The following is a 22,329-nucleotide window of genomic DNA, read 5'->3' as shown; positions in this document are numbered from 1 at the left end:
GACACGGGAGACAAACCGCCATGAACGCCCGCAACGAGATCGATTTCGGCACGCCCGCCAGCCCATCCACCGAACTGGTCACCCTGGAGGTCGATGGCGTCAGCGTCACCGTGCCCGCCGGCACCTCGGTGATGCGCGCCGCGATGGAAGCGCAGATCGCCGTCCCCAAGCTGTGCGCCACCGACAGCCTCGAAGCCTTCGGCTCGTGCCGGCTGTGCCTGGTCGAGATCGAAGGGCGCCGCGGCTATCCGGCATCGTGCACCACGCCGGTCGAAGCCGGCATGAAGGTCAAGACCCAGAGCGACAAGCTGGCCGACCTGCGCCGCGGCGTGATGGAGCTGTATATCTCCGACCACCCGCTCGATTGCCTGACCTGCCCGACCAACGGCAACTGCGAGCTGCAGGACATGGCCGGCGTGGTCGGCCTGCGTGAAGTGCGCTACAACGACGGCGGCCCGGAAGCTGCGCCGATCGCGACCCACACGCAGATGAAGAAGGACGAATCCAATCCTTACTTCACCTACGACCCCTCCAAGTGCATCGTCTGCAACCGCTGCGTGCGCGCCTGCGAGGAAACGCAGGGCACCTTCGCCCTGACCATCAGCGGCCGCGGCTTCGATTCCCGCGTCTCGCCCGGAACCAGCCAGTCGTTCATGGAATCGGACTGCGTCTCGTGCGGCGCCTGCGTGCAGGCGTGCCCGACCGCGACGCTGACCGAGACCTCGGTGATCAAGTTCGGCCAGCCCTCGCACAGCACCGTGACCACCTGTGCCTATTGCGGCGTGGGCTGTTCGTTCAAGGCCGAGATGAAGGGCAATGAAGTGGTGCGCATGGTGCCGTACAAGGACGGCAAGGCCAATGAAGGCCACGCCTGCGTCAAGGGCCGCTTTGCCTGGGGCTACGCCACGCACAAGGACCGCATCCTCAAGCCGATGATCCGCGCCAAGATCACCGATCCGTGGCGCGAGGTGTCGTGGGAAGAGGCGATCGACTATGCCGCGTCGCAGTTCAAGCGTATCCAGGCCGAGCACGGCAAGGACTCCATCGGCGGCATCGTGTCGTCGCGCTGCACCAATGAAGAGGGCTACCTGGTGCAGAAGCTGGTGCGCGCAGCCTTCGGCAACAACAACGTCGACACCTGCGCGCGCGTGTGCCATTCGCCGACCGGCTACGGCCTGAAGCAGACCCTGGGCGAATCGGCCGGCACGCAGACCTTCAAGTCGGTGGAGAAGGCCGACGTGATCATGGTGATCGGTGCCAACCCGACCGACGGCCACCCGGTCTTTGCGTCGCGCATGAAGAAGCGCCTGCGCGCCGGCGCCAGGCTGATCGTGGTCGATCCGCGCCGCATCGACCTGGTCGACTCCCCGCATATCCGTGCCGACTATCACCTGCAACTGCGCCCGGGCACCAACGTGGCGCTGGTGACCTCGCTGGCCCACGTGATCGTCACCGAAGGCCTGCTCAACGAAGCTTTCATCGCCGAGCGCTGCGAGGACCGCGCCTTCCAGCAATGGCGCGATTTCGTCTCGCTGCCGGAGAACTCGCCGGAGGCGATGGAAAGCGTGACCGGCATTCCGGCGGAACAGCTGCGCGGTGCCGCACGCCTGTATGCCACCGGCGGCAACGCTGCGATCTACTACGGCCTGGGCGTGACCGAGCATGCGCAAGGCTCAACCACCGTGATGGGCATTGCCAACCTCGCCATGGCCACCGGCAATATCGGCCGCGAAGGCGTGGGTGTGAACCCGCTGCGCGGGCAGAACAATGTGCAGGGCTCGTGCGACATCGGTTCGTTCCCGCATGAGCTGCCGGGCTATCGCCACGTGTCGGACTCGACCACGCGCGGTCTGTTCGAAGCCGCGTGGAATGTCGAGATCAGCCCCGAGCCGGGCCTGCGCATCCCCAATATGTTTGAAGCCGCGCTGGCCGGCAGCTTCAAGGGCCTCTACTGCCAGGGCGAGGACATTGTCCAGTCCGACCCGAACACGCAGCACGTGTCCGAGGCGCTGTCATCGATGGAATGCATCGTGGTGCAGGACATCTTCCTGAACGAGACCGCCAAGTACGCGCACGTGTTCCTGCCGGGCTCGTCCTTCCTGGAAAAGGACGGCACCTTCACCAACGCCGAGCGCCGCATCTCGCGCGTGCGCAAGGTGATGCCGCCCAAGGCGCGCTATGCCGACTGGGAAGCCACCATCCTGCTGGCCAATGCGCTGGGCTACCCGATGGACTACAAGCATCCGTCGGAGATCATGGACGAGATCGCGCGCCTGACGCCGACCTTCGCCGGTGTCAGCTACAAGCGCCTGGACCAGCTCGGCAGCATCCAGTGGCCGTGCAACGCCGACGCGCCGGAAGGCACGCCGACCATGCATATCGACACCTTCGTGCGCGGCAAGGGCAAGTTCATCATCACCAAGTACGTGCCCACCACCGAGAAGATCACGCGCGCCTTCCCGCTGATCCTGACCACCGGCCGCATCCTGTCGCAATACAACGTCGGCGCGCAGACGCGCCGTACCGACAACGTCTACTGGCATGCCGAGGACCGGCTCGAGATCCATCCGCACGATGCCGAGGAGCGCGGCATCAAGGACGGCGACTGGGTCGGGGTGCAGAGCCGTGCCGGCGACACGGTGCTGCGCGCGATCGTCAGCGAGCGCATGCAGCCGGGCGTGGTCTACACCACCTTCCACTTCCCGGAATCCGGCGCCAACGTGATCACCACCGACAACTCCGACTGGGCCACCAACTGCCCGGAGTACAAGGTGACCGCGGTGCAGGTGCTGCCGGTGGCGCAGCCGTCGGCGTGGCAGCGGGAGTACCAGGAGTTCAACGCCCAGCAGCTGCAACTGCTGGAAGCCGCCAGCGCCGACCCGGCGCAGGCCGTACGCTGAGCGGAGGGCCGCACCATGATGCGCTGCATGCAGTCACCGGAGGTGCATCCGGCCGCGGCCGGAGACGCCGAGCCGCCCACTCACAGCACCTTCGCCGTCAGCCGCTGGCGCCGCGGCGAGCTGATGCTGAGCCCCGATGAAGTGGCCGAGGAAGTGCCGGTCGCGCTGGTGTACAACGGCATCTCGCACGCGGTGATGCTGGCGACGCCGGCCGACCTGGAGGACTTCGCACTCGGCTTCAGCCTGAGCGAAGGCATCGTTACCCGTGCCAGCGACGTCTATGACATCGAGATCGACACGCGCGAGCACGGCATCGCCGTGCAGCTGGAGATCGCATCGGAAGCCTTCATGCGGCTCAAGGACCGCCGCCGCTCGCTGGCCGGGCGCACCGGCTGCGGGCTGTGCGGCACCGAATCGCTGGAACAGGTGATGCGCCTGCCGGCACCGGTGCGCAGCGATGCCAGCTTCCATACCGACGTGATCCAGGCCGCGTTCGTGCAACTGCAACTGCGGCAGGAACTGCAGCAACACACGGGTGCGACGCACGCTGCCGCATGGCTGCGTGCCGATGGCCATGTATCACTGGTGCGTGAAGACGTGGGCCGCCACAACGCGCTGGACAAGCTGGCGGGCGCGCTCGCCAGCAGCGGCGAGGACATCTCCAGCGGCGCGGTGCTGGTGACCAGCCGCGCCAGCTATGAAATGGTGCTGAAGACCGCCGCCATCGGCGCCGGCGTGCTCGCCGCAGTGTCCGCACCGACGGCGCTGGCCGTGCGGCTTGCCGAACAAGCCAGCATCACCCTGGCCGGCTTCGTGCGCGCCGGCGCGCACGTGGTCTATGCCCATCCCCAACGCCTGCAGCACGAAGCGAGCCTGGCATGAAGATCGACAACCTCATCACCATGGCCAACCAGATCGGCAGCTTCTTCGAGGCCATGCCGGATCGGGAAGAGGCCGTCTCTGATATTGCAGGGCATATCAAGCGGTTTTGGGAGCCGCGCATGCGCAAGGCCTTGCTGGGGCATGTGGATGCCGAGGCAGGGAGCGGGCTGCTGGACATCGTGCGCGAGGCGCTGGGGCGGCATCGGGCGATGCTGGAGTAGCTTGCAGGCCGGTTGCCGCTATGTGTCCTGCGCCCAGCGCTCCACCAGATCCGCAGGGATCGCCTGGAACACTTCATCGAAGCGCTTGCCGGTCAGCCGCTCGGCTTGCCTGAGCAGCAGTGCCACCGGGCTGCTGGGTTCGTGGAACTCGAACCATTGACGCGCGGTGCGGATGGTGGCCAGGGCGGCATCGCGATCCCGCGGTTTGCAGGCGCCTGAGTGCACGGCGGTTGCGGCAGGGGAAAGACCGCCGGCAGCATCGCCGCATGAAGGAGAAGCGACTGGCGCGGCGGTGGATGCAGCGACCGGCGGTGCCGGGGCGGTCGCGACAGTGCTCGTCATCATGCCAAGCAGCTTGAGCAGAGGGCTCAAGTCGGGGCTGTCCTGCCGGAGGTTGGCTTTTGCCCAACCGTCAATGGCCGCTGCCTGGCCTGCGGCCTCGTCGAGTGCCGTGAGGGCGGGGCTGTTCTGCTGGCGCAGATCCTGCATTTGCTGCCGCACCGATTCCGGCGCCAGGGCGTCCGCGGGCCGCGGCACGCCGAGCGAGCGCTCGACATCCCGGATCTGCAGCCGGAGCGCCGCGTTGCCTGTGATCGTCAACTCCCGCACGTCCCGCATCAGCCCCTCCGGGTCGGTCAGCGCGGCGAGCGCATTGGCGCGCATCGCGGGATCGGTTTCGCCATCGACGCATAACTGCGGATGGATGGCATCGGGCCATTTTGCCAGCAGCCGCGCCATGGCCGCGAGTCCGTCGCGCAGACCGCTTGCCTGGCCTAGCCGGGTACGGCAGCGCAGCAGCAGCGCCAGGATGCGGATGTCGCGCGTGCGCAGCAGCAGGCGCCGGCAGTCGCGCTCCAGATCCGCCCAGTTGATGGCTTCGGGCTCGCTGACGAAGTTGCCGTACTGCGCGTCGGGCTTCGGCGCCGCCTTGGCCAGCAGCACGACGAACTCAGGGTCGTACTCCAGGTCGTCACCGCATGGCCTGTCGGGTGCGACAGGTTCCAGCAGTTCCGGGAAGGGAAAGTCGGGTCTTGGCACCGGTACGGCCTTGGCTTTGGCATTCATGGTCAGTGTGTTGCATAGTGTTCGGGCTCGAACACCATGCCGGTGATGGCGCGGCTTCGATCCGGTTCGCCCAGCCATGTGGACCAGCCCAGGCGTTCCTGCGAGCCCAGGATGGCAGGCGGCGCCGAGTCCGGGATCACCTGCAGCTCGGCTTCCCAGACGAACTCGAAGCCGACGAAGGCGCGCACCCATTCGATGAGCGTCGGAAGATCCCTGCCGTTCGGCGTGAAGTTCAAGTATTGCTGCAACCCGAGCGGGCCGATCACCAGGCGGAACTTGTGTTGGCGGTCCGGCACCATTTCGCCAAGCATGGCGCCTTGCCCCATGACGCCTGGGGCGCCCGGGTGTCCCAGGCGGCTGCGCTCGGCCGGATCGACGGCGATCCAGTGCAATACATACTCTTCAAGCCTGACGGGCACACCAAAGAAGTGAGAAAGCGTGGCCGCGATGCCGTCGGGATCGCGCGCTTCGCGCACCTGGTGCGCACTCGCAGCGAGCCGGGCGTGCGGCGGCAGGGTGCTGTGCGCGATTTCGTCGGCTTCATTGCCCGCCAGCCAGCCGACATAGCGGGAGAACACCTCGCCGTCGCGCCGATCGAGGCCCGCGGTGGCTTGGGCGCTTGCCCACGCGCGGTAGAACTGCGTGAAGGCGCGATGGTGGAAAAGATCCAGGAAGTCGGCGGTGGTGTTGTCCCGGTGTGCTTCGCTACGCTCGCGTACAACTTCCGTCAGGTGAATCGGCAGCGCCCCGTTCGGCCCCAGCATGCCCAAGCCAAACAATTGCACCTTGAGCCGGCCGGCCAGCGGCTGCACCTGCGCGATCTCCCGGGGCGCGAAGGTGAGCGCGGCCTGCTGGCCAGCCCGGAAAGGCTCGTCGCGTGGCCGGCTTGCCTGCCCGATCGGGGGCAAGTCAGGGTGCCGGGCGGACAGATGCCGCAGGAGCCCCAGGAAGCTCAGCTTCCACGGCGCCTGGCCGGCATAGTTTCCGGGCGCGGCCGTCGCCGCCGGCGAGGGCGGCACATTGTCGTCGTTGCCTTTGAACATGGCTACACGGCGCTGCGGCCGCCCATGCGCACGGGCCAACGATGCACCAGGCCGCGTTGCATGGAGTGCAGTTCGGTTTGCGTGAAGACATTGACCGAGACGTGGCGCGCCAGGAAATGCTCCAGCACCACGCCGAACAGATATGGGCTGATGCCGGAGAAGCCGCCTTCGTCCACCGTGAGCTGGCACTGGATGCCGCGGCCGTAGATCAAGGGCCCGTTGCCTGGCAGCCGGCGCATGACTGGCTTCACGTTCGCGCCGATCAGGCTCTGGATTTGCCCCTGGTGCGCGAGGTCGTCGTTCGCCACGAAAAGCCGCAGCATGTCACGCAGGCCCTGGCCGCCTGAGCGATGCTCCAGGTCGGTCAGCGACAAGTAGTTGAAGCCCAGCAGCCGTATCAGGCGCCAGGCCATTTCTCCGTCCGCATAGGGCGGCCGTGGTGCCGACGGCGCGCGGATCAGGCCGATCCCGTCCACGGGGATGGAAGCTGCCGGGGTCAGGTCGTGCCGGCCATTGCGCGGTACAAGATTGGGCAGATCGCGATTTGTAACCAGCGATTCCACTGACAGGTAGCGCAAGGCGTCCGGGTAGGGAGCTTCGTTCTGGTCCACCAGCGACACGAACAGCTCGGTGCCGACGTATGCCGTGCGTGTGCCGTACTTGCGAGCCTGCTCAGAGATCAGCCGACGCTCGCGCCGCAGGGAAAAGTAGCGGCCGTGGTTGCCTTCATCACTATTCAGGGTGGTAAAGAGCGGCTGGAAGTCGATGCCTGCGCTGTGCTCGGACCTTTGTGCGCAGAGCTGCCTGACGGTGTGGATTTCGTAGTCAAGCGGATGCTGCCGGTCGGCGACCAGGTGAAACTCGGCGCGGCCCGGCGTGACCTCGATGCGATCGGTGCGCTTTGGAAACAGATTGACCACCGGTGTGCAAAACAGCGCGAACTGTTCGCGGTCGACCTTGCTGGTCAGATCCCGGGGCGGCTTTGACAGCAGCACGACGATCTCGGCTTCCTTGCCGCGGATCCGGCTCAGGCCCTGAGCGAGCTTGTTGAGGCCGAAGAAATAGAAGCGCTGTGGGCAAGCGAAGTACTCATGCAACAGGTTGTGCCCGTGGAAGCTGTTCCACTGCAAAGGCAGCGCGCCTTCGCCCGGTCCCATTCCCACGTAACTGACAGCATCCTGCGCCACTGCGCAGGGGCGCTCGCTCATGGCCCCGGGGTGTCCGATCAGCGTCGCCACACCGGCGCTGTGCAACAGTTCGAACAGTTGTGAGGCGATCAGGTCATCGCCGCGCAGATAGACCGGCAGGTGGTCCAGGCCGGGCAGCTGGTCGAAGGTCGCGCCTCGCGTACAGCGCAGGCGCAACCGCAGTGCACCCTGTACTGTCACATGGGCGGGCACATAGCGCTCCGGCCCCCTGACATCGGGCGGAATGCCAGTGAGCCGCGCTTCGGTGATCTCAACCGGCCACAGTGTCAACGGCTGCGTGGTCCTGAACTGGCAGGCCGTCTTCTCTCCAGGCGCCGCCGCCGCGTTGACCTCCGTGCCGCGCGGAACCTCCACGCCATGCGCAAAATCGCCCTCGTTCTGGCTGGGTCGGAACTGCGCGACCGCAATCGATGGCGTCGGCGCCACATAGTTGGGGTAGATCACCTCCAGCAGCCGCTGGGTGAAGCGTGGGAACTCTGCGTCCAGCTTGATCTCGGTACGCGCTGACAGGAAGCAGAACGCCTCGATCAGGCGCTCGACGTAGGGGTCGGCCACCTCGATGCCCTGCATGCCCAGCCGTTTCGCGACCTTCGGGTGCTGTTTGGCGAATTCCCCGGCCAGCTCGCGCATATAGACGAGCTCGCGATTGTAGTAATCGAGCAGTTGCGGATCCATGGTGTCAGCTGGCGTGGATCGATTGGACACTCATCCGGCTGGTTTCCAGGTCGAGCGAGCTTTGGGCAGTGAACGCCATCGGATACGGGTTCATATGGATCAGGCCTTTGATCTCGAACACCAGGGTGTTATAGCGTTGTGGCGCATCTTCTTTCAGTAGCGGCTTCACTTCCAGCGAGCCGGGGATGAGCCGGGGTTCGAAGTCCAGGATCGCACGCCTGACGATGGTGACGATATCGCTCCACTTGTGTTCGGCCAGATAACTGCCGGCGACCGGGGACACGCCGTAGTTGATGGTCGATGCGGCAGCAGCGGGATAGCGCTTGCGATCGATTTCATCCTCGCGATTGGTGGTGTTGAGCAGATAGGTGAGGTCGCGTTGGATGATCTCGCGCATCTGGGCACGCGTGACGGTGTATTCGTCCGCGCTTTCCGTCTGGCGCTGGGGCGCGTCGTCGCGCAGCCGGTCCAGCAACGTCGGCAGCAGTTGCGAATTCGGGCGGCGCGGCGGGCGGTGTTCAGCCATGCTCCGCGTCCAGGGTGAGCGTTGTCACATCCAGCATGGCGACATCTCCCGTGTCTGTCATCCAGGTCTTCTGGCCGAAACCGATGACACCTGTCTCACCCGCTTCACTCCAGCTGGTTTCGCGAGCCAGCCGAATCCCGTCGCTGCCTTGTTCGGAGCCTGGGTAGCGCACCGGCAGGAAGCCACGGCTGACCACGCCGTCGGCGAGTGTCACCGTGGCCGGGCGCCATAACAGATCCAGCAACCCGGACGCCTTGCCCAACTCGATCTTGCGCATCTGCGCAAAGGGCAGCCAGGCGTAGCGCCCCGCGGTCACGATCTCGCAGGTCGGTCCCAGCCGTGTGTCTGTGTCGGTAATCCAGGCAAAGCGCACGCCGTCGTGCGCGCCGGCTGAGGCTGGCACCTGCGACAGGGCCAGGTGCCGGCTGGCGTCCGCGGCTGAGCATTCGCCGGCCTTGTTTTCCGCCAGAGCCGTGTGGAGCTTTGCCACCCACGCCGGGGCCGGCAGCAGCGAGCCGGGGGTGCGCTGGCCGGCGAATACCTCGCCACGAAACACCTCCGCACGGATCAGGTCGCGGTACACATGCGCGGTTTGCGCGAAGCCGGGCGCAAGCTGCGTGGCGACCTGCAATTGCTTGAGGGCCCTGGACCAGTCACCGACCACGCAGAGCCACTGGAATAGCTGCCAACGGAAAGCGAAAGAGCCAGGTTCCTCGCGGACCTGCGCCTCCGTCTGGGCCAGCGCGCCTTTGACCGAGCCGCTTCGGCGAAGGATTGATGACAGCCCCGTGCCGGGTGCCTGACGAGGGGTGTGCGCTTCAAGCGTCATGGCCAGGATCAGGCGGCAGCGCCGGCGCGGGACGGTAGGCGCTGTCCATCGACACCAGATGGTGTTCGCGACGGGTAAGCAGGGCCGTGACATCGCGGCGCCGCGTGGGCGCAATGTCGCCAGCGAACAGCCACAGCACGTCCGGCGCAGCCGGGGTTGAAAAGAGTTCGTGCTCTTCCAGGGATTCCCGGGAGCCGATCAGCGAATCAATATGGCCTGCCGTGTCCAGCATGTCCATCAAGCTATCGGCATGGTTCGCTTCGCGCGCGAGCGTTTGCAGCGGCTTCGGTTCGCCCTCCGCCGGGATCGGAGCTGTCGACGCTGCGTTGGAGCTGGCATGTGCACTGACGTAGTTCGGGTCCCTTAGCGCCGCCTCGGCCTCGCGTTTGAGCTGATCGAGCACGTCGGCCGGCTCAGGGCCAGCCGCCGCCGTTGTCCCCGCACCACCGGCTGGCTTCACCAGCGAGAACGGATCGGCACCGTCTGGCTGCGTCCCGCCGAGCGCATCCCAAGGCCAGGGCGCATTGCTGTCGCCATCGAGTCTGGCGTTGACGGCGTGGATTTCCGCAGTGCGGTTCTGCCAGTCGCTCATAGCCCGGCCACCTGAGGTTATTGGTTTTCGAAAGCGTCTGATGATAATCGCAAATCCTGGTGTAACGAAATTCTAAATGGAATGGAATTTTCCTATTTAATATCCGGAAAATCAGAATTAAAAAGTGATCATAGAGATTTAAGGGTGATCCTATGGACATTGGATAAAAATTATGTATATCTCGGATGGATTGTCAAAATTTGTAATATTCCATGGGGACATGGTGTTGGGTCATTGTCGGCCAGAAGAAAACGTGATAACCGCGCGATGGAGTGAATAAAGTACATAAAATCAATGAGTTATATAGATTTTTGGTGCCGATGCGCCAGAGGCCTGGTCGCGGACGAGACATTTGCTAGCGTATTGTTTTGGTCATATCCTAAAAAAGCCAAATAACAAAATCTCCGTGCAATGGTAGTCCTCTTATCCAAGGGGCGAACGGCAAAGGCATCGAATGGATATTTCGCGTCAGGCTTTATTTGGCCGACTCAATCTCACGCTATTCAAGGCGATCGAAAGCGCGACGGCCTTTTGCAAGCTCCGCGGCAACCCGTACGTGGAGCTTGTGCATTGGCTCCACCAACTGCTGCAAGCCCCGGATGGCGACCTGCAGCGGATGCTGCGCCATGCCGGCGCCGACCTGTCCGTGCTTGAAGCCGACCTGACCCGCGCGCTGGCCGCGTTGCCTGCCGGCGCCACCTCGATCAGTGACTTTTCGTTCCAGCTTGAGTCGGCGATCGAGCGAGCGTGGGTCTATGCGACGCTTGCTTTTTCCGATGACCACGTGCGCGGCGCTTATCTGCTCGCTGCGCTGCTCAAGACGCCGGAGTTGCGCCGTACGGTGCTGGGCATCTCAAGCCAGTTCGCGAAGGTGCGGCCCGATGACCTGGTGGAAATGGCACCGGCGCTCATCGCGCAATCGCCTGAGAGCCGTGAAGCGGCTTATGACGGCAGTGGCCTGGCGCCGGCCACACCGGGTGAAGCCAGTGGCGCGACGGCACCTGCCAGTGCCGGCAAGCCCGCCCTGGGCAGGTACTGCCGCGACCTGACCGAGGAGGCACGCGCGGGCCGGCTGGATCCGGTGATCGGTCGCGAGCATGAGATCCGCACCATGACGGACATCCTGCTGCGCCGCCGTCAGAACAATCCGCTCCTGACCGGAGAGGCGGGTGTCGGCAAGACCGCCGTCATCGAGGGGCTGGCACAGGCCATTGCCGCGGGTGAGGTGCCGCCCAGCCTGAAGGACATCAGGCTGCTGAGCCTCGACGTGGGTGCGCTGCTAGCGGGCGCCAGCATGAAAGGCGAGTTCGAAGCGCGGTTGAAGGGCGTGCTTGAGGAAGCTGCCAAATCCCCGACGCCCGTGATCCTGTTCGTCGATGAGGTCCACACACTGGTTGGCGCCGGTGGCCAGGCCGGCACCGGCGATGCCGCGAACCTGCTCAAGCCGGCGCTGGCGCGTGGGACACTGCGCACGATCGGCGCCACCACCTGGAGCGAATACAAGCGCCACATCGAGAAGGACCCGGCGCTCACCCGCCGCTTCCAGGTCCTGCAGGTCATGGAACCGGACGAAGCCAGGGCGGTTGCCATGGTGCGGGGTCTGGTCCGGACGTTCGAGGCGCATCACCAGGTACTGATCCGCGACGAGGGGGTGCGCGCCGCCGTCAGGCTATCGCATCGCTTTATCCCGTCGCGGCAGTTGCCCGACAAGGCGATCAGCCTGCTCGACACCGCTTGTGCGCGCGTAGCCCTGTCATTGCATGCGCCCCCGGCAGAAGTCGAACATCTGCGCCACGAACTCGCCGCGGCCGACGCCGAGTGCGCACTATTGGCCCGGGAAGCCGGCTTTGGCCGGCCGGACGCTGCGCGGATTGCGCTCGCACGGGCTCGGCGCGAGCAGTTCGAAGCCGACCTGGCTTTGGCCTCGGCGCGCTGGGACCGGGTGCGCGGTCTGGCGACCGACCTGGTCGCCCGCCGATACGCACTGGTGCAGTCCGCGTCGGATGAATCGACTGTGGCCGCGCCGGCGCGACGAACCCTGGATGAGCTCGAGGGCCATCTTCATGCCGCGCAAGCGGATGCGCCGCTTGTGTACACGGAAGTGGATGAACGCGTGGTCGCCGCAATCGTCGCCGACTGGACCGGTATCCCGGTTGGGCGCATGGTCGCGGACGAGGTGGCAACCGTGATGCAGCTGCCGCAGACACTTGGCGAACGCGTGATCGGGCAAGGCCATGCGCTAACCCAGCTCGGGGAGCGCGTCACGACCGCCCGTGCACAACTGACTGACCCCAACAAGCCGGTCGGAGTCTTCCTGCTGGCAGGCCCGTCGGGCGTTGGCAAGACCGAGACTGCGCTGGCGTTGGCCGACGCCCTGTACGGCGGTGAGCAAAACCTCATCACCATCAACCTCTCGGAATTCCAGGAGCCGCATACCGTCTCGACGCTCAAGGGCGCGCCGCCGGGTTATGTCGGCTACGGCGAAGGGGGCGTACTGACCGAAGCGGTGCGCCGCCGGCCCTACAGCGTGGTGTTGCTCGACGAGGTCGAGAAGGCCCATGCCGATATCCACGAAGTCTTCTACCAGGTCTTCGACAAGGGCTACATGGAGGATGGCGAGGGGCGCCATATCGACTTCAGGAACACCATCCTGCTGCTCACCAGCAATGCCGGCTCCGATCTGCTGGCGAATCTCTGTGAAGACCCGGCGCTGATGCCGGAGCCCGCTGCACTGCGCGACGCGCTGATGCCCGAGCTGCGCAAGGTGTTCCCGGCGGCGTTCCTCGGGCGGCTGGTAGTCGTGCCATATCTGCCGCTGGCGGCTGAAAACCTGGGCCGCATCGTGCGCCTGCATCTCGATCGCGTGGCGGTGCGCATGCAGCATCAGCACGGCATTGTGCTGACTTACGACGACCCGGTGGTCGAGTTCATCGTGGCGCGCTGTCCGGTCGGCGAGACCGGCGCCCGGCAGCTGATCGGCTTCATTGAGCAGGTCATCCAGCCGCAACTGGCGCGCCTGTGGCTGTTGGCCCTGTCCGAGAAGCGCGAGCTCGCCGTGATCGCGATCCGCGTCGCCGACAGCGCGCCTGCCGGGCTCGCCTACCACACCGAATACCGCGTTGGCCACGATGCCGTTGTGCCGGAGTGTCCCGAGGCCGGCTCGGCTTGACGCCGACCGGCATGTCCATGTAACCCGCAGGGGAGATCCATGTCTGTTGTGAACAGTTCGCAGAAATTCATCGCGCGCAACCGCGCGCCGCGCGTACAGATCGAGTACGACGTCGAAGTCTATGGCTCGGAGAAGCGTATCGAGCTGCCCTTCGTGATGGGCGTGCTGGCCGACCTGTCGGGCAGGCCGGCCGAGCCGCTGCCGGCGGTTGCCGATCGCAAGTTTCTTGAGATCGATATCGACAACTTCGACGAGCGCATGAAGGCCATGAAGCCGCGCGTGGCGTTTGCGGTGCCCAACACGCTGTCCGGCGACGGCCAGCTCATGGTCGACATGACATTCGAGAGCATCGAGGATTTCTCGCCCGCGGCGGTAGCCGGCAAGGTTGATGCGCTCAGGCAATTGCTCGAAGCCCGCACCCAGCTCGCCAACCTGCAGACCTACATGGATGGCAAGTCGGGCGCCGAATCGCTGATCAACCAGTTGCTGCAGGATCCCGCGCTGCTGCAGTCGCTTGCCAAGGCGCCCAAGCCCAGGGCCGGCGACGACGAACCTCAGTCGCCGCAGTCCTGAATGGATCGGCTACTTGCCTTCCTGAACCACCTCATCAAGCAAGGATTCCATGGCCACCGCCCAACCAGCACAACACCAAGCGCTCGCGAGCGCTGACCATTCCGACTTCGCCGCGCTGATCAGCCGCGAATTCTCGCCCAAGACCGAACAGGCCCGCGAGGCCGTCGACCTCGCCGTCAAGACCCTGGCCGAGCAGGCGCTCGCCAGCTCGTTCACCATGAGCGATGATGCCTACAAGAGCATCGAAGCCATCATCGGCGCCATCGACAAGAAGCTCTCCGAGCAGATCAACCTGATCCTGCACCATGAGGACTTCCAGAAGCTGGAGTCCGCCTGGCGCGGCCTGCACCACCTGGTCTCAAACACCGAAACCGACGACAAGCTGCGCATCCGCGTGATGGATGTGTCCAAGGAAGAGCTGCGCCGGACCCTGCGCCGCTACAAGGGCATCGGCTGGGACCAAAGCCCGTTCTTCAAGCGCATCTATGAAGAAGAGTACGGCCAGCTTGGTGGTGAACCCTACGGCTGCCTGGTAGCCGACTACTACTTCGATCACACACCGCCCGACGTCGAACTCCTTGGCTCGCTTGCCAAGATCTCGGCAGCGGCTCACGCCCCGTTCATTGCAGGCGCCTCGCCGTCGGTGCTGCAGATGGATTCGTGGCAGGAACTCGCCAATCCGCGCGATCTGTCCAAGATATTCCAGAACCTGGAATACGCGCCGTGGAACAGCCTGCGCAACTCGGAAGATGCCCGCTATGTCGGCCTCGCCATGCCGCGTTTCCTGTCGCGCCTTCCCTACGGCATCAAGACCAATCCGGTCGATGAATTTGACTTCGAGGAAGACACCGACGGTGCGGATCACCGCAAGTACGTGTGGAGCAATGCTGCCTACGCCATGGCGGTCAACATCAACCGTTCGTTCAAGCTCTATGGCTGGTGCACGCTGATCCGCGGCGTCGAAAGCGGCGGCGTGGTCGAGAACCTGCCGTGCCACACCTTCCCGACCGACGATGGCGGCATTGACATAAAGTGCCCGACCGAAATCGCCATCTCGGACCGCCGTGAAGCCGAACTGTCGAAGAACGGCTTTATCTCGCTGGTGCACCGCAAGAACACCGACTACGCAGCTTTTATCGGTGCCCAGTCGATGCAGAAGCCAGCCGAGTACTACGACGCTGATGCGACCGCCAATGCCAACCTGTCGGCACGCCTGCCGTACCTGTTCGCCTGCTCGCGCTTTGCCCATTACCTGAAGTGCATCGTGCGCGACAAGATCGGCGCCTTCAAGGAACGCGAGGACATGCAGCGCTGGCTCAACGAATGGATCATGAATTACGTTGATGCCGACCCGGCCAACTCGTCGCAGGAGACCAAGGCACGCCGACCGCTGGCTGCAGCCGAGGTGGTCGTCGAGGAACTGGAAGGCAACCCCGGCTACTACAGCGCCAAGTTCTTCCTGCGTCCGCACTTCCAGCTCGAGGGCCTGACCGTTCCGCTGCGGCTTGTGGCGCGCCTGCCGTCGGTCAAGGACGCCGCCTGAGCGTCGCTCAGGCGTTGAAACGTACCGGTAGTTCCACGCCGAGGTATCGCGCCCCTGACCTGATTGGGGCGCGGCCCTGGCTGTGGCTCTTGTCTGCAGTACCTGTCTTAACGTCAAGGAGTTTTGCAATGGCACAGGACATTTTCCTGAAGATCAATGGCATCGATGGCGAGTCGCAGGATTCGTCGCACAAGAACGAAGTCGAAGTGCTGGCCTGGGACTGGAGCATCGAGCAGCAGTCCACCATGCACGCGGGCAGCGGCGGCGGCGCCGGCAAGGCGACCGTGTCGGACCTGTCCTTCGAGCACTTCATCGACCGCGCCTCGCCCAACCTGATGAAGTACTGCCTGACCGGCAAGCACATCAACGAGGCCGTGCTGGTGGTGCGCAAGGCCGGCGGCAATCCGCTCGAATACCTGAAGCTCACCATGACCGACGTGATCGTCACCAAGGTGAGCCCCAAGGGCTCGGTGGATGACGAAGTGCGCATGCGCGAGAAGGTGGCGCTGTCGTTCTCCAGGGTGAAGCAGGAGTATGTGGTGCAGAACGCCCAGGGCGGCAGCGGTGGTGCTGTGACCGCGGGCTACGACATCAAGGGCAATAAGGAAGCCTGATTGTCATGACCGGTCTCGCCGGCTACCCGAGTGGAAGCTGGCGAGGCCAAGGACGCTGGCATTGACCGAGTGCGGAATCCATGCGGATGACAACGGCCAGACTCCGAGCGGCCGTTAAAGAGATGACCTCATGAGTGCGCTAAACAATCTGAAGAGCCTGGCCGTTGGGCGGAATCGCACCGTTAGCGTTTCCAGCGCGGCGATTCCCGACCTGCTGGGACAGCCCCAGCTGGAATGAGATGGCTCAGTTCGTGACGCTGTATAGCATTGTCAAGCTGACGGCACAAGTCAGGACGCCCCCGGGGAACTTGATATGGCCGCCAAACTGAACATGGCTGGCCTGTTTCTGGCCGCACTTCTAACGACTGGCTGTCAACGAGCGGCCACAAATCCCTTTCCGCCCATGGATATCCACCAGCCATACAAGACGCATTGCATTGGCCGTTTCCTAATTGACCTGCCAGAAGAGTTCAATTCGGTACCGGATTCGATGGACAGTCCCGGCGATGCCGAGTTGCTCTATGGCAAAGATAAGGACTTCAAGCGCATCTATGTCAAGGTGCCCAAGCAACGTCCGGTGGAGGCAGAGCCGGTCATCCTGCGCGAAGATTTTGAGCGGGCGGTGAGTAAGCGAATGCAAGAACTAAGGGATGCACGCAATGAAGTTACACATGCCCCGATGTTGGTGTCCAGTACACCGTTAGGTGAAGGTGAAGGAGGCTATCTGATTCGTCGCTACGACAATGCGCAGCAAGGTAAATACTTTAGAAGCGAAATCCACCTCCTGGCGGGAGACTTGCGATACGTCATCTTTGAGGAAAAGAGCTACCCCGATAGCGAGCCGGCGGAAGCGGTAGAAGCGCGGTTGCGAAACCTCGCAGTCCACACTCGCGCCTATACCGACCCGGAGGCTGCCGGTCCCGGCTTCTGTGTCAAAGGCGTAGTGCTGAACGACATCCACGACGAAGAGACGGCGATGTTCAGTTTTCAAAGTGAACTCCATAAGGATCTTCTCTTTGACATCCATTCGCGCGCGCTTGTCACGCAGGACGAGGGCATGATCGCGCGACTGGAAAAGCGATTGGAAGGCGCCCCGCTGGCATATCGGCTCGCATTCCACACCCTACGCAAGGGCAAGCGAACCGTTGCCGGCATGGAAGCAGATGAGCTTGTGGAGACCTTCAAGGAAGAGGGATACAGGCGGCAGGGTTTGAAGGCGGAGACCAAGCGGGATACGCCGCAGTACATGCAGCCGCAGATGCATCTTACGTTAATGACCGGCGGACAGATTCCTGGTGGCGCTTATGTCGACTCATCGATGGATGACGATGAGGTGCTGAGGATTTGGGACAAGGTGGCGAATTCGATCCGGCCCCGGCCAGGTGCGGTGGAGGGAGAGAGGAGGTGAGCAGGGAAACCAGAACCCATCCCATGAATCGGCTAGCTGCTTTTGCTTCGTGTTCTCGCACCGTTAGCGTTTCCAGCGCAGCCATTCCTGATTTGCTGGGACAGCCCCAGCTGGAATTCGTGAGGCTCTCAGGTCATGAGGGATTGAGCGAACTCTTCACCTACAAGGTAGACCTGCGTGCGGTCTCGCCTGCCGCGGAACAGTATCTTGCGGAGGCAGATCCCGATGCGATGATCGGCCGCGAGATGACCGTCACGATCGAGCTCGATGGCATGGGCACAGGGCTGCTGGGTGGCGTGGGCGCAGGGCACCGCGAGATCACCGGCGTCATCTCAGATATCGAGCATGTCGGCGGCGTTGCGGAGAATCGCTTGTACCGGTTCACGCTGCGTCCCTGGCTGTGGCTCGCGACGCAGACGTCGGACTTCAAGCCCTTCCAGAAGAAGACGGTGATTGAGATTCTTGACGAGGTGCTTGCGGACTACCCGTTCTCGGTGGAGAAGCGCCTCGATACATCGGTCTATCCGAAGCTTGCCTGGGAGGTGCAGCATGGCGAGACCGATGCGCATTTCATCCAGCGCCTGACCGAAGAGTATGGCATTACATACTTCTTCGAGCATGACGGCGGACACCATCGGCTGATCCTGGCCGCCGAATCGGGCGCGTACCGCGCGTTTCCCAGCGAGGCCTATCGCACGCTGCCACTCTATCCGCGTGGCTTCAAGATCGACCAGGAACATCTGGTCCGCTTCGATCCGGTCAACCGGCTGCGCACGGGCAAGGTGACGTTGAACGACTACGATCCACGCAAGCCGCGCGCGAATCTGACCACCGACAACAGCCAGCCGCGCAATACCAGCTTCGCCGACTTCGAGCGCTACGAGCACCCGGGCGACTATGTCGATCCGGCGGTGGGCGAGATGCGGGCGAGGATCCGCATGGAGGAGCGCCGCTCGCGTGGCCGGCGTGCGCGGGGCGTGGGTGCGCTGCGCGGAGTGGTGGCGGGCTGCACCTACCTGGTGAGCAATCACGGCAACCCGGCGATGAACCGCGAGTATCTGGTGATCGGTGCGACGCTGGAGCTGGAGGATGTCGGCGGCGAATCCGGCAGCGGGCAACAGTTTTCGTGCCGCGTTGCGTTTGAAGCGCACCCCACTGATGAAGTCTTTCGCCCGCCGCGCACGGTCGGCAAGCCATACGTGGCCGGCGTGCAGCGGGCCGTGGTGACCGGCCCGAAGAACCAGGAGATCTGGTGCAACGATCACGGCAACGTGATCATTCAATTCGAATGGGATCGCTACGGGAAGTACGACGAGAACTCGTCACCGTGGATTCGGGTGGTCAACGGCTGGTCGGGCGACCAGTTCGGCGCGATGCACATTCCGCGTATCGGGCAGGAGGTCATTGTGGCGTTCATCAACGGCGATCCGGACTGTCCCGTGATTGTCGGGCGGGCGCCGAATCAGCTCAATCTGCCGCCGTGGGCGCTGCCGGGGCAGCATGCCTTGTCGGGGATTCGCAGCAAGGAGTTGTTTGGCGGGCGCCACAATCACCTGCTGATGGACGATACGAAGGATCAGATCCAGGCGCAGCTGTCCTCGGATCACCAGGCATCGCAACTGAACCTGGGCTATCTGACCGGGGTGCCGGACCACGCCGGGCGCAAGGACCGGCGTGGTGAAGGCTTCGACCTGCGCACCGATGGGCAGGGTGCCATACGCGGTGGGAAGGGCTTGTTCGTTACCGCGGAAGGGCAGGTAGGCGCCATGGGCGGGCACCTGTCGCGCGACGAGTTTATCCGCTGCATGGAGGCGGCGCTGGAGGCGGCGAAGGCGTTGGGGGACTATGGCCATGCCCATGAAGGGCTGGCTGCCGATACGGACCCGCAGGCCGAACTCACGCGGGCCGTCAGGGAGTGGGACGCTGGCGCCAACAACCACAAGGACGTGCCTGGTGAGGGAGGTCAGCCGCTGATCGGTGCCTATGCGCCGGCGGGCATGGCACTGGCCACGCCCAAGATATTGACGACGTATGCCGGCAAGCATATCGACACCGTCTCACGGTTGAACCAGCAAATGACCGCAGGGCAGCAGTTCGTTGTCAATGCGGGGCAGGGAATCGGGTTCTTCGCGCACAGCGGTGAGCTGCGCGGCATTGCGCATCAGGGCAATCTGCTTCTGCAGGCGCAGAAATCCAACATCGAAGCGAATGCCAGACAGAACGTAGTGGTGACCGCAACCGATGGCAACATCGTTCTGAACGCGGGCAAGAGCCTGAGCTTGATGACAGCGGACGGTGCCGGCATCCGCATTGGCGGAGGCAAGGTGGATATCTATGGTCCTGGCGGGATCCTGCTGCATACGTCGGATTTCGACATCGTAGGGCCGTCCAGCCTGAACGGACCGTTGCCGCAGTTTAGCCAGGGTGACGCGGGCCGAAAGTTCCTGCTGAAGGCAGGCGAGCTCGAGCGACCGGTCCCCAATGCACCCTACCAGATTGTCAAGGCGGACGGCAGTGTGGTGGAAGGTGTAACCAATGCCGCTGGCGAAACCGCGCAGTCGGCTTCGGATCTGATCGAGGCGGTGAGCGTAAAGATATTTGCGCCCAAGCTGTACTGAGTCTGCTTCGCATCGATTGTCACGGAACCAGATATGAGTGCACCCATAGTATCCAGACAAGGGGTCAACCCGATTGCCAGCGCCGACGACATTCACGTTCCAAGTAAGGCGCTCCGAAAGCTCGACCTGAAGACGCTGCCCGGCATCATCATCTTCGTGCACGGCGTGAACTCGAACGGCGAATGGTTCGCCAGCGCTGAAGAAGGCTTGTGCAAAGGCTTGAATCAGCGCCAGCAGCGCGGGGAAACGGGCGATACGTACGACATGGGGGCGCTACGGCCAGCGCAGTATCTGTCGGAGCTGACACCCAAAGGCTACCTGTCCCGGGAAGTCAATGCGACGAACTTCGTTGCCGATGGCGACCAGAGCCCCATTATCCGATTCCGCTGGGGCTATAAAGCTGCCAAGGAGGACCTGGCGACGGTTGGGCCAAACATCTTGCTTGACGAAGAGGATGCCTGGGGCGGCGGTCCCTTCGCCAACGGATGCTCTGCCCTGCCGGATCTGTGGACCACGGGCACGGTCACCGACCTGTTTGCCGGGTTACAGGCGCAGGACCTGAATACGGAGACAAGCCGGCTGATCTACGGCTGCCCCCCACGCCACTATGGAGCGCATGCCGCCCGGCGCCTGGCCGCACTGGTGGCGCAAGTCCGGGTCAAGCATATTGACGCCTATGGCAAGGCGTGTCCGGTCACGGTGGTCTGTCACAGCCAGGGCAATATGGTCGGCATGGCCTCGGCATTTATTGGCAAACATGACTTCGGCGGGGATGGCGTGGCGGACACCTATGTACTCGCCAATCCGCCATACAGCGTCCTGCCGAACTTCTTCGATAACTTCGGGCAGTACAACGCCGACACGGACCTGGGCCGCGTCACCGTTTTTGCGCGGCGCAAGACGCTGGATCGCTTCTTTGAGATTGTCGGTGCCTCCAGCTTTGATCATGCCAGCGACGACTGCGTCAACGCCCTGACGCCCACCCGGCGTCCCAAGCAAGGGGAAGCCCCCTGGACTGCCGGGAAGGACAGCAAGGAACGTCAGACACGCAAGCACGTTTTCCTCTATAGCAATCCCCACGATCAAGTGATTTCAGTAAGCACCGTGCAGGGGATGGGGTGGCTGGGCCTGTCGAAGGAGGTGCTGGCCGGTACCGATCACGACATGCTGGAGTCGGCCAAGGCGCGCGGCGATCGCCCCTATGCTTTCGCGCATCATGCCGAAGTCTTGTTCCAGCGTGTGTGGGCCCAGGGCAATCCGGGCAAGTATGGCCAGATGCCATTCGAAGTTGGTGCCAAGCCAAGCAACTTCGTCTATTACGACAAAGGTAACCCGTCGAAGGTCGATCCGATCCAGGGCGATGGGAAGGCATTCTGGTACCGCAAGCCATTGCCACTGCGCTTTCATCTGACGCGGGTATGGCAGGACGACCAGCGCGGCTTCGGAGAAAAGCTTGGTGCGACCGCGCTCGGTGGAATCTATGAAATGGCCTTCGCCCTGCTAAGGGTGACGACGTTCGGGCATGTCAACTATGTGCCCGTGAACGCCGACCCACCGGACGGCTGGACCGTGCCGATCAATGCCCCGGCAGTGAAGGAGGCCATCGCGCCGCGGGCCATCCACCTGTATCACCCCGACAAACGGGCGCCTGACGATGGTGGGCAAAGCGCGAAAGCCGGGACAGTGGAAGGGATCTTCAACCAGGGACCCGAGTCGCACACGGATGCGCTCAATCCGGCAGGCAGGAGCGACGACATCTACGACAAGTACCGGAGCGCGGGGCAGGGCGCGGCGGACTACAGCGACGAAGCGGCGCTGCGCTATGAACACAATGCCAGCGTGCGTCAGCTTGCCCGACGCAAGGCTGACGATCCCTATGAGGCGGCCATTGAGCAGATGAAGGATGGCGGGGACCTTGCGGGGGACGAGTATGCGGAATTCCGCGAGTTCGATGCAGACAAGCGCGGGTATTTCCTGAAATACGCGGTGGATCTGAATGCTACGAACCACTCGACCATCCTGACCAATCCGGTGCACTGCGAGAAGGTGCTCGCCTATGACGTTGATGTGGGCATCTGCATGATGCCGGAGGCGGAGATGAAGTGGCTGAGGCAACTGGCGGACTGGAGGCGCTGTGACCGGGAAGACGATCAGATGAAGGAATGGAGTTGGTACTACGGTTCTGGTCGGATAAATGGAGATCGGCTGGAGAGTCAAAAGGATTACAAAGCTGATGTTCCGAGAGCGCTTGGTATGGATGATGAGCGCTCGGACAACCGCATCTCACAGACACCTTCCGCAAACAAGCATCACCGACCCACCGAGCGTGACCCAGCCTTCGGCGGGCAAGTTCTGCAGGGAGGGCTCGGTGAACACCACTGACCGATTCAAACAGCACACCAACCGGCTAGCCGTGGCCATCGCGGGAGCCGTCACTGCGGCGCTGCTGTCAGCCTGTTCATT

At 63.6% G+C, this 22,329-nt stretch carries 16 protein-coding genes; 10 read left to right on the top strand and 6 right to left on the bottom strand.

The genetic code is table 11. The features are described from left to right. Positions 1 to 20: 20 nt before the first annotated feature. From fdhF to I6H87_RS03820, 3 genes are read left to right on the top strand one after another with little or no spacing between them, the layout of a single operon-like run. A complete protein-coding gene (gene fdhF / locus I6H87_RS03830; protein WP_011614623.1) occupies positions 21 to 2,900 on the top strand; it encodes a formate dehydrogenase subunit alpha in 2,880 nt (959 codons plus the stop codon). Positions 2,901 to 2,915: 15 nt separating this feature from the next. Next, positions 2,916 to 3,782 (top strand): formate dehydrogenase accessory sulfurtransferase FdhD, encoded by an 867-nt coding sequence (gene fdhD, locus I6H87_RS03825; RefSeq protein WP_010811245.1) that lies wholly within the window; start codon positions 2,916 to 2,918, stop codon positions 3,780 to 3,782. Beyond that, the gene (locus tag I6H87_RS03820) at positions 3,779 to 4,003 is read left to right on the top strand and encodes a formate dehydrogenase subunit delta (RefSeq protein WP_010811246.1); all 225 of its coding nucleotides are present in this window, start codon (positions 3,779 to 3,781) and stop codon (positions 4,001 to 4,003) included. The genes fdhD and I6H87_RS03820 overlap by 4 nt, the downstream gene beginning before the upstream one ends. 18 nt (positions 4,004 to 4,021) lie before the next feature. On the opposite strand, the gene tssA is transcribed toward I6H87_RS03820, so the two are convergent. Genes tssA through I6H87_RS03790 form a run of 6 tightly spaced genes read right to left on the bottom strand, consistent with a single transcriptional unit; the run spans position 4,022 to position 9,941 of the window. After that, a complete protein-coding gene (gene tssA / locus I6H87_RS03815; RefSeq protein WP_011614624.1) occupies positions 4,022 to 5,068 on the bottom strand; it encodes a type VI secretion system protein TssA in 1,047 nt (348 codons plus the stop codon). Between the two features lie 2 nt (positions 5,069 to 5,070). Further along, complete coding sequence (tssG, locus tag I6H87_RS03810) at positions 5,071 to 6,111, bottom strand: type VI secretion system baseplate subunit TssG (RefSeq protein WP_011614625.1); 1,041 nt, start codon at positions 6,109 to 6,111, stop codon at positions 5,071 to 5,073. A gap of 2 nt (positions 6,112 to 6,113) precedes the next feature. Continuing rightward, positions 6,114 to 7,994 (bottom strand): type VI secretion system baseplate subunit TssF, encoded by a 1,881-nt coding sequence (tssF, locus tag I6H87_RS03805; protein ID WP_041687169.1) that lies wholly within the window; start codon positions 7,992 to 7,994, stop codon positions 6,114 to 6,116. Between the two features lie 4 nt (positions 7,995 to 7,998). Continuing rightward, entirely contained in the window at positions 7,999 to 8,520 is a 522-nt protein-coding gene (gene tssE / locus I6H87_RS03800; protein WP_011614627.1) for a type VI secretion system baseplate subunit TssE, read from the bottom strand. Beyond that, positions 8,513 to 9,349, bottom strand: a complete 837-nt coding sequence (locus I6H87_RS03795) for a type VI secretion system accessory protein TagJ (RefSeq protein ID WP_011614628.1) — start codon at positions 9,347 to 9,349, stop codon at positions 8,513 to 8,515. Before I6H87_RS03795 ends, tssE begins: the two co-directional genes overlap by 8 nt. Beyond that, on the bottom strand, positions 9,339 to 9,941 hold the full coding sequence (locus I6H87_RS03790) for a TagK domain-containing protein (RefSeq protein WP_011614629.1): 603 nt from the start codon (positions 9,939 to 9,941) through the stop codon (positions 9,339 to 9,341). Before I6H87_RS03790 ends, I6H87_RS03795 begins: the two co-directional genes overlap by 11 nt. Positions 9,942 to 10,395: 454 nt before the next feature. On the opposite strand from I6H87_RS03790, the gene tssH reads away from it, so the two are divergent. From tssH to I6H87_RS03755, 7 genes are all read left to right on the top strand, one after another. Then, positions 10,396 to 13,110: a type VI secretion system ATPase TssH gene (gene tssH, locus I6H87_RS03785; RefSeq protein ID WP_011614630.1), complete on the top strand. Its 2,715-nt coding sequence runs from the start codon at positions 10,396 to 10,398 to the stop codon at positions 13,108 to 13,110. A gap of 39 nt (positions 13,111 to 13,149) precedes the next feature. Further along, positions 13,150 to 13,683 (top strand): type VI secretion system contractile sheath small subunit, encoded by a 534-nt coding sequence (gene tssB / locus I6H87_RS03780; protein ID WP_010811254.1) that lies wholly within the window; start codon positions 13,150 to 13,152, stop codon positions 13,681 to 13,683. A gap of 49 nt (positions 13,684 to 13,732) precedes the next feature. Then, positions 13,733 to 15,226 carry a type VI secretion system contractile sheath large subunit gene (gene tssC / locus I6H87_RS03775; protein WP_011614631.1) on the top strand — a complete coding sequence of 498 codons (1,494 nt, stop codon included), beginning with the start codon at positions 13,733 to 13,735 and terminating at the stop codon, positions 15,224 to 15,226. A gap of 128 nt (positions 15,227 to 15,354) precedes the next feature. Next, positions 15,355 to 15,840: an Hcp family type VI secretion system effector gene (locus tag I6H87_RS03770; protein ID WP_010811256.1), complete on the top strand. Its 486-nt coding sequence runs from the start codon at positions 15,355 to 15,357 to the stop codon at positions 15,838 to 15,840. Between the two features lie 313 nt (positions 15,841 to 16,153). Continuing rightward, on the top strand, positions 16,154 to 17,248 hold the full coding sequence (locus I6H87_RS03765; RefSeq protein WP_011614632.1) for a T6SS immunity protein Tli4 family protein: 1,095 nt from the start codon (positions 16,154 to 16,156) through the stop codon (positions 17,246 to 17,248). A 23-nt stretch (positions 17,249 to 17,271) separates the two neighbouring features. Further along, positions 17,272 to 19,866: a type VI secretion system Vgr family protein gene (locus I6H87_RS03760; RefSeq protein WP_011614633.1), complete on the top strand. Its 2,595-nt coding sequence runs from the start codon at positions 17,272 to 17,274 to the stop codon at positions 19,864 to 19,866. A gap of 33 nt (positions 19,867 to 19,899) precedes the next feature. Continuing rightward, a complete protein-coding gene (locus I6H87_RS03755) occupies positions 19,900 to 22,248 on the top strand; it encodes a T6SS effector phospholipase Tle3 domain-containing protein (protein ID WP_011614634.1) in 2,349 nt (782 codons plus the stop codon). Positions 22,249 to 22,329 lie beyond the last annotated feature (81 nt).

This window comes from Cupriavidus necator (assembly GCF_016127575.1).
Classification (GTDB): domain Bacteria; phylum Pseudomonadota; class Gammaproteobacteria; order Burkholderiales; family Burkholderiaceae; genus Cupriavidus; species Cupriavidus necator_D.
This window is presented reverse-complemented; position numbering and strand designations above follow the sequence as displayed.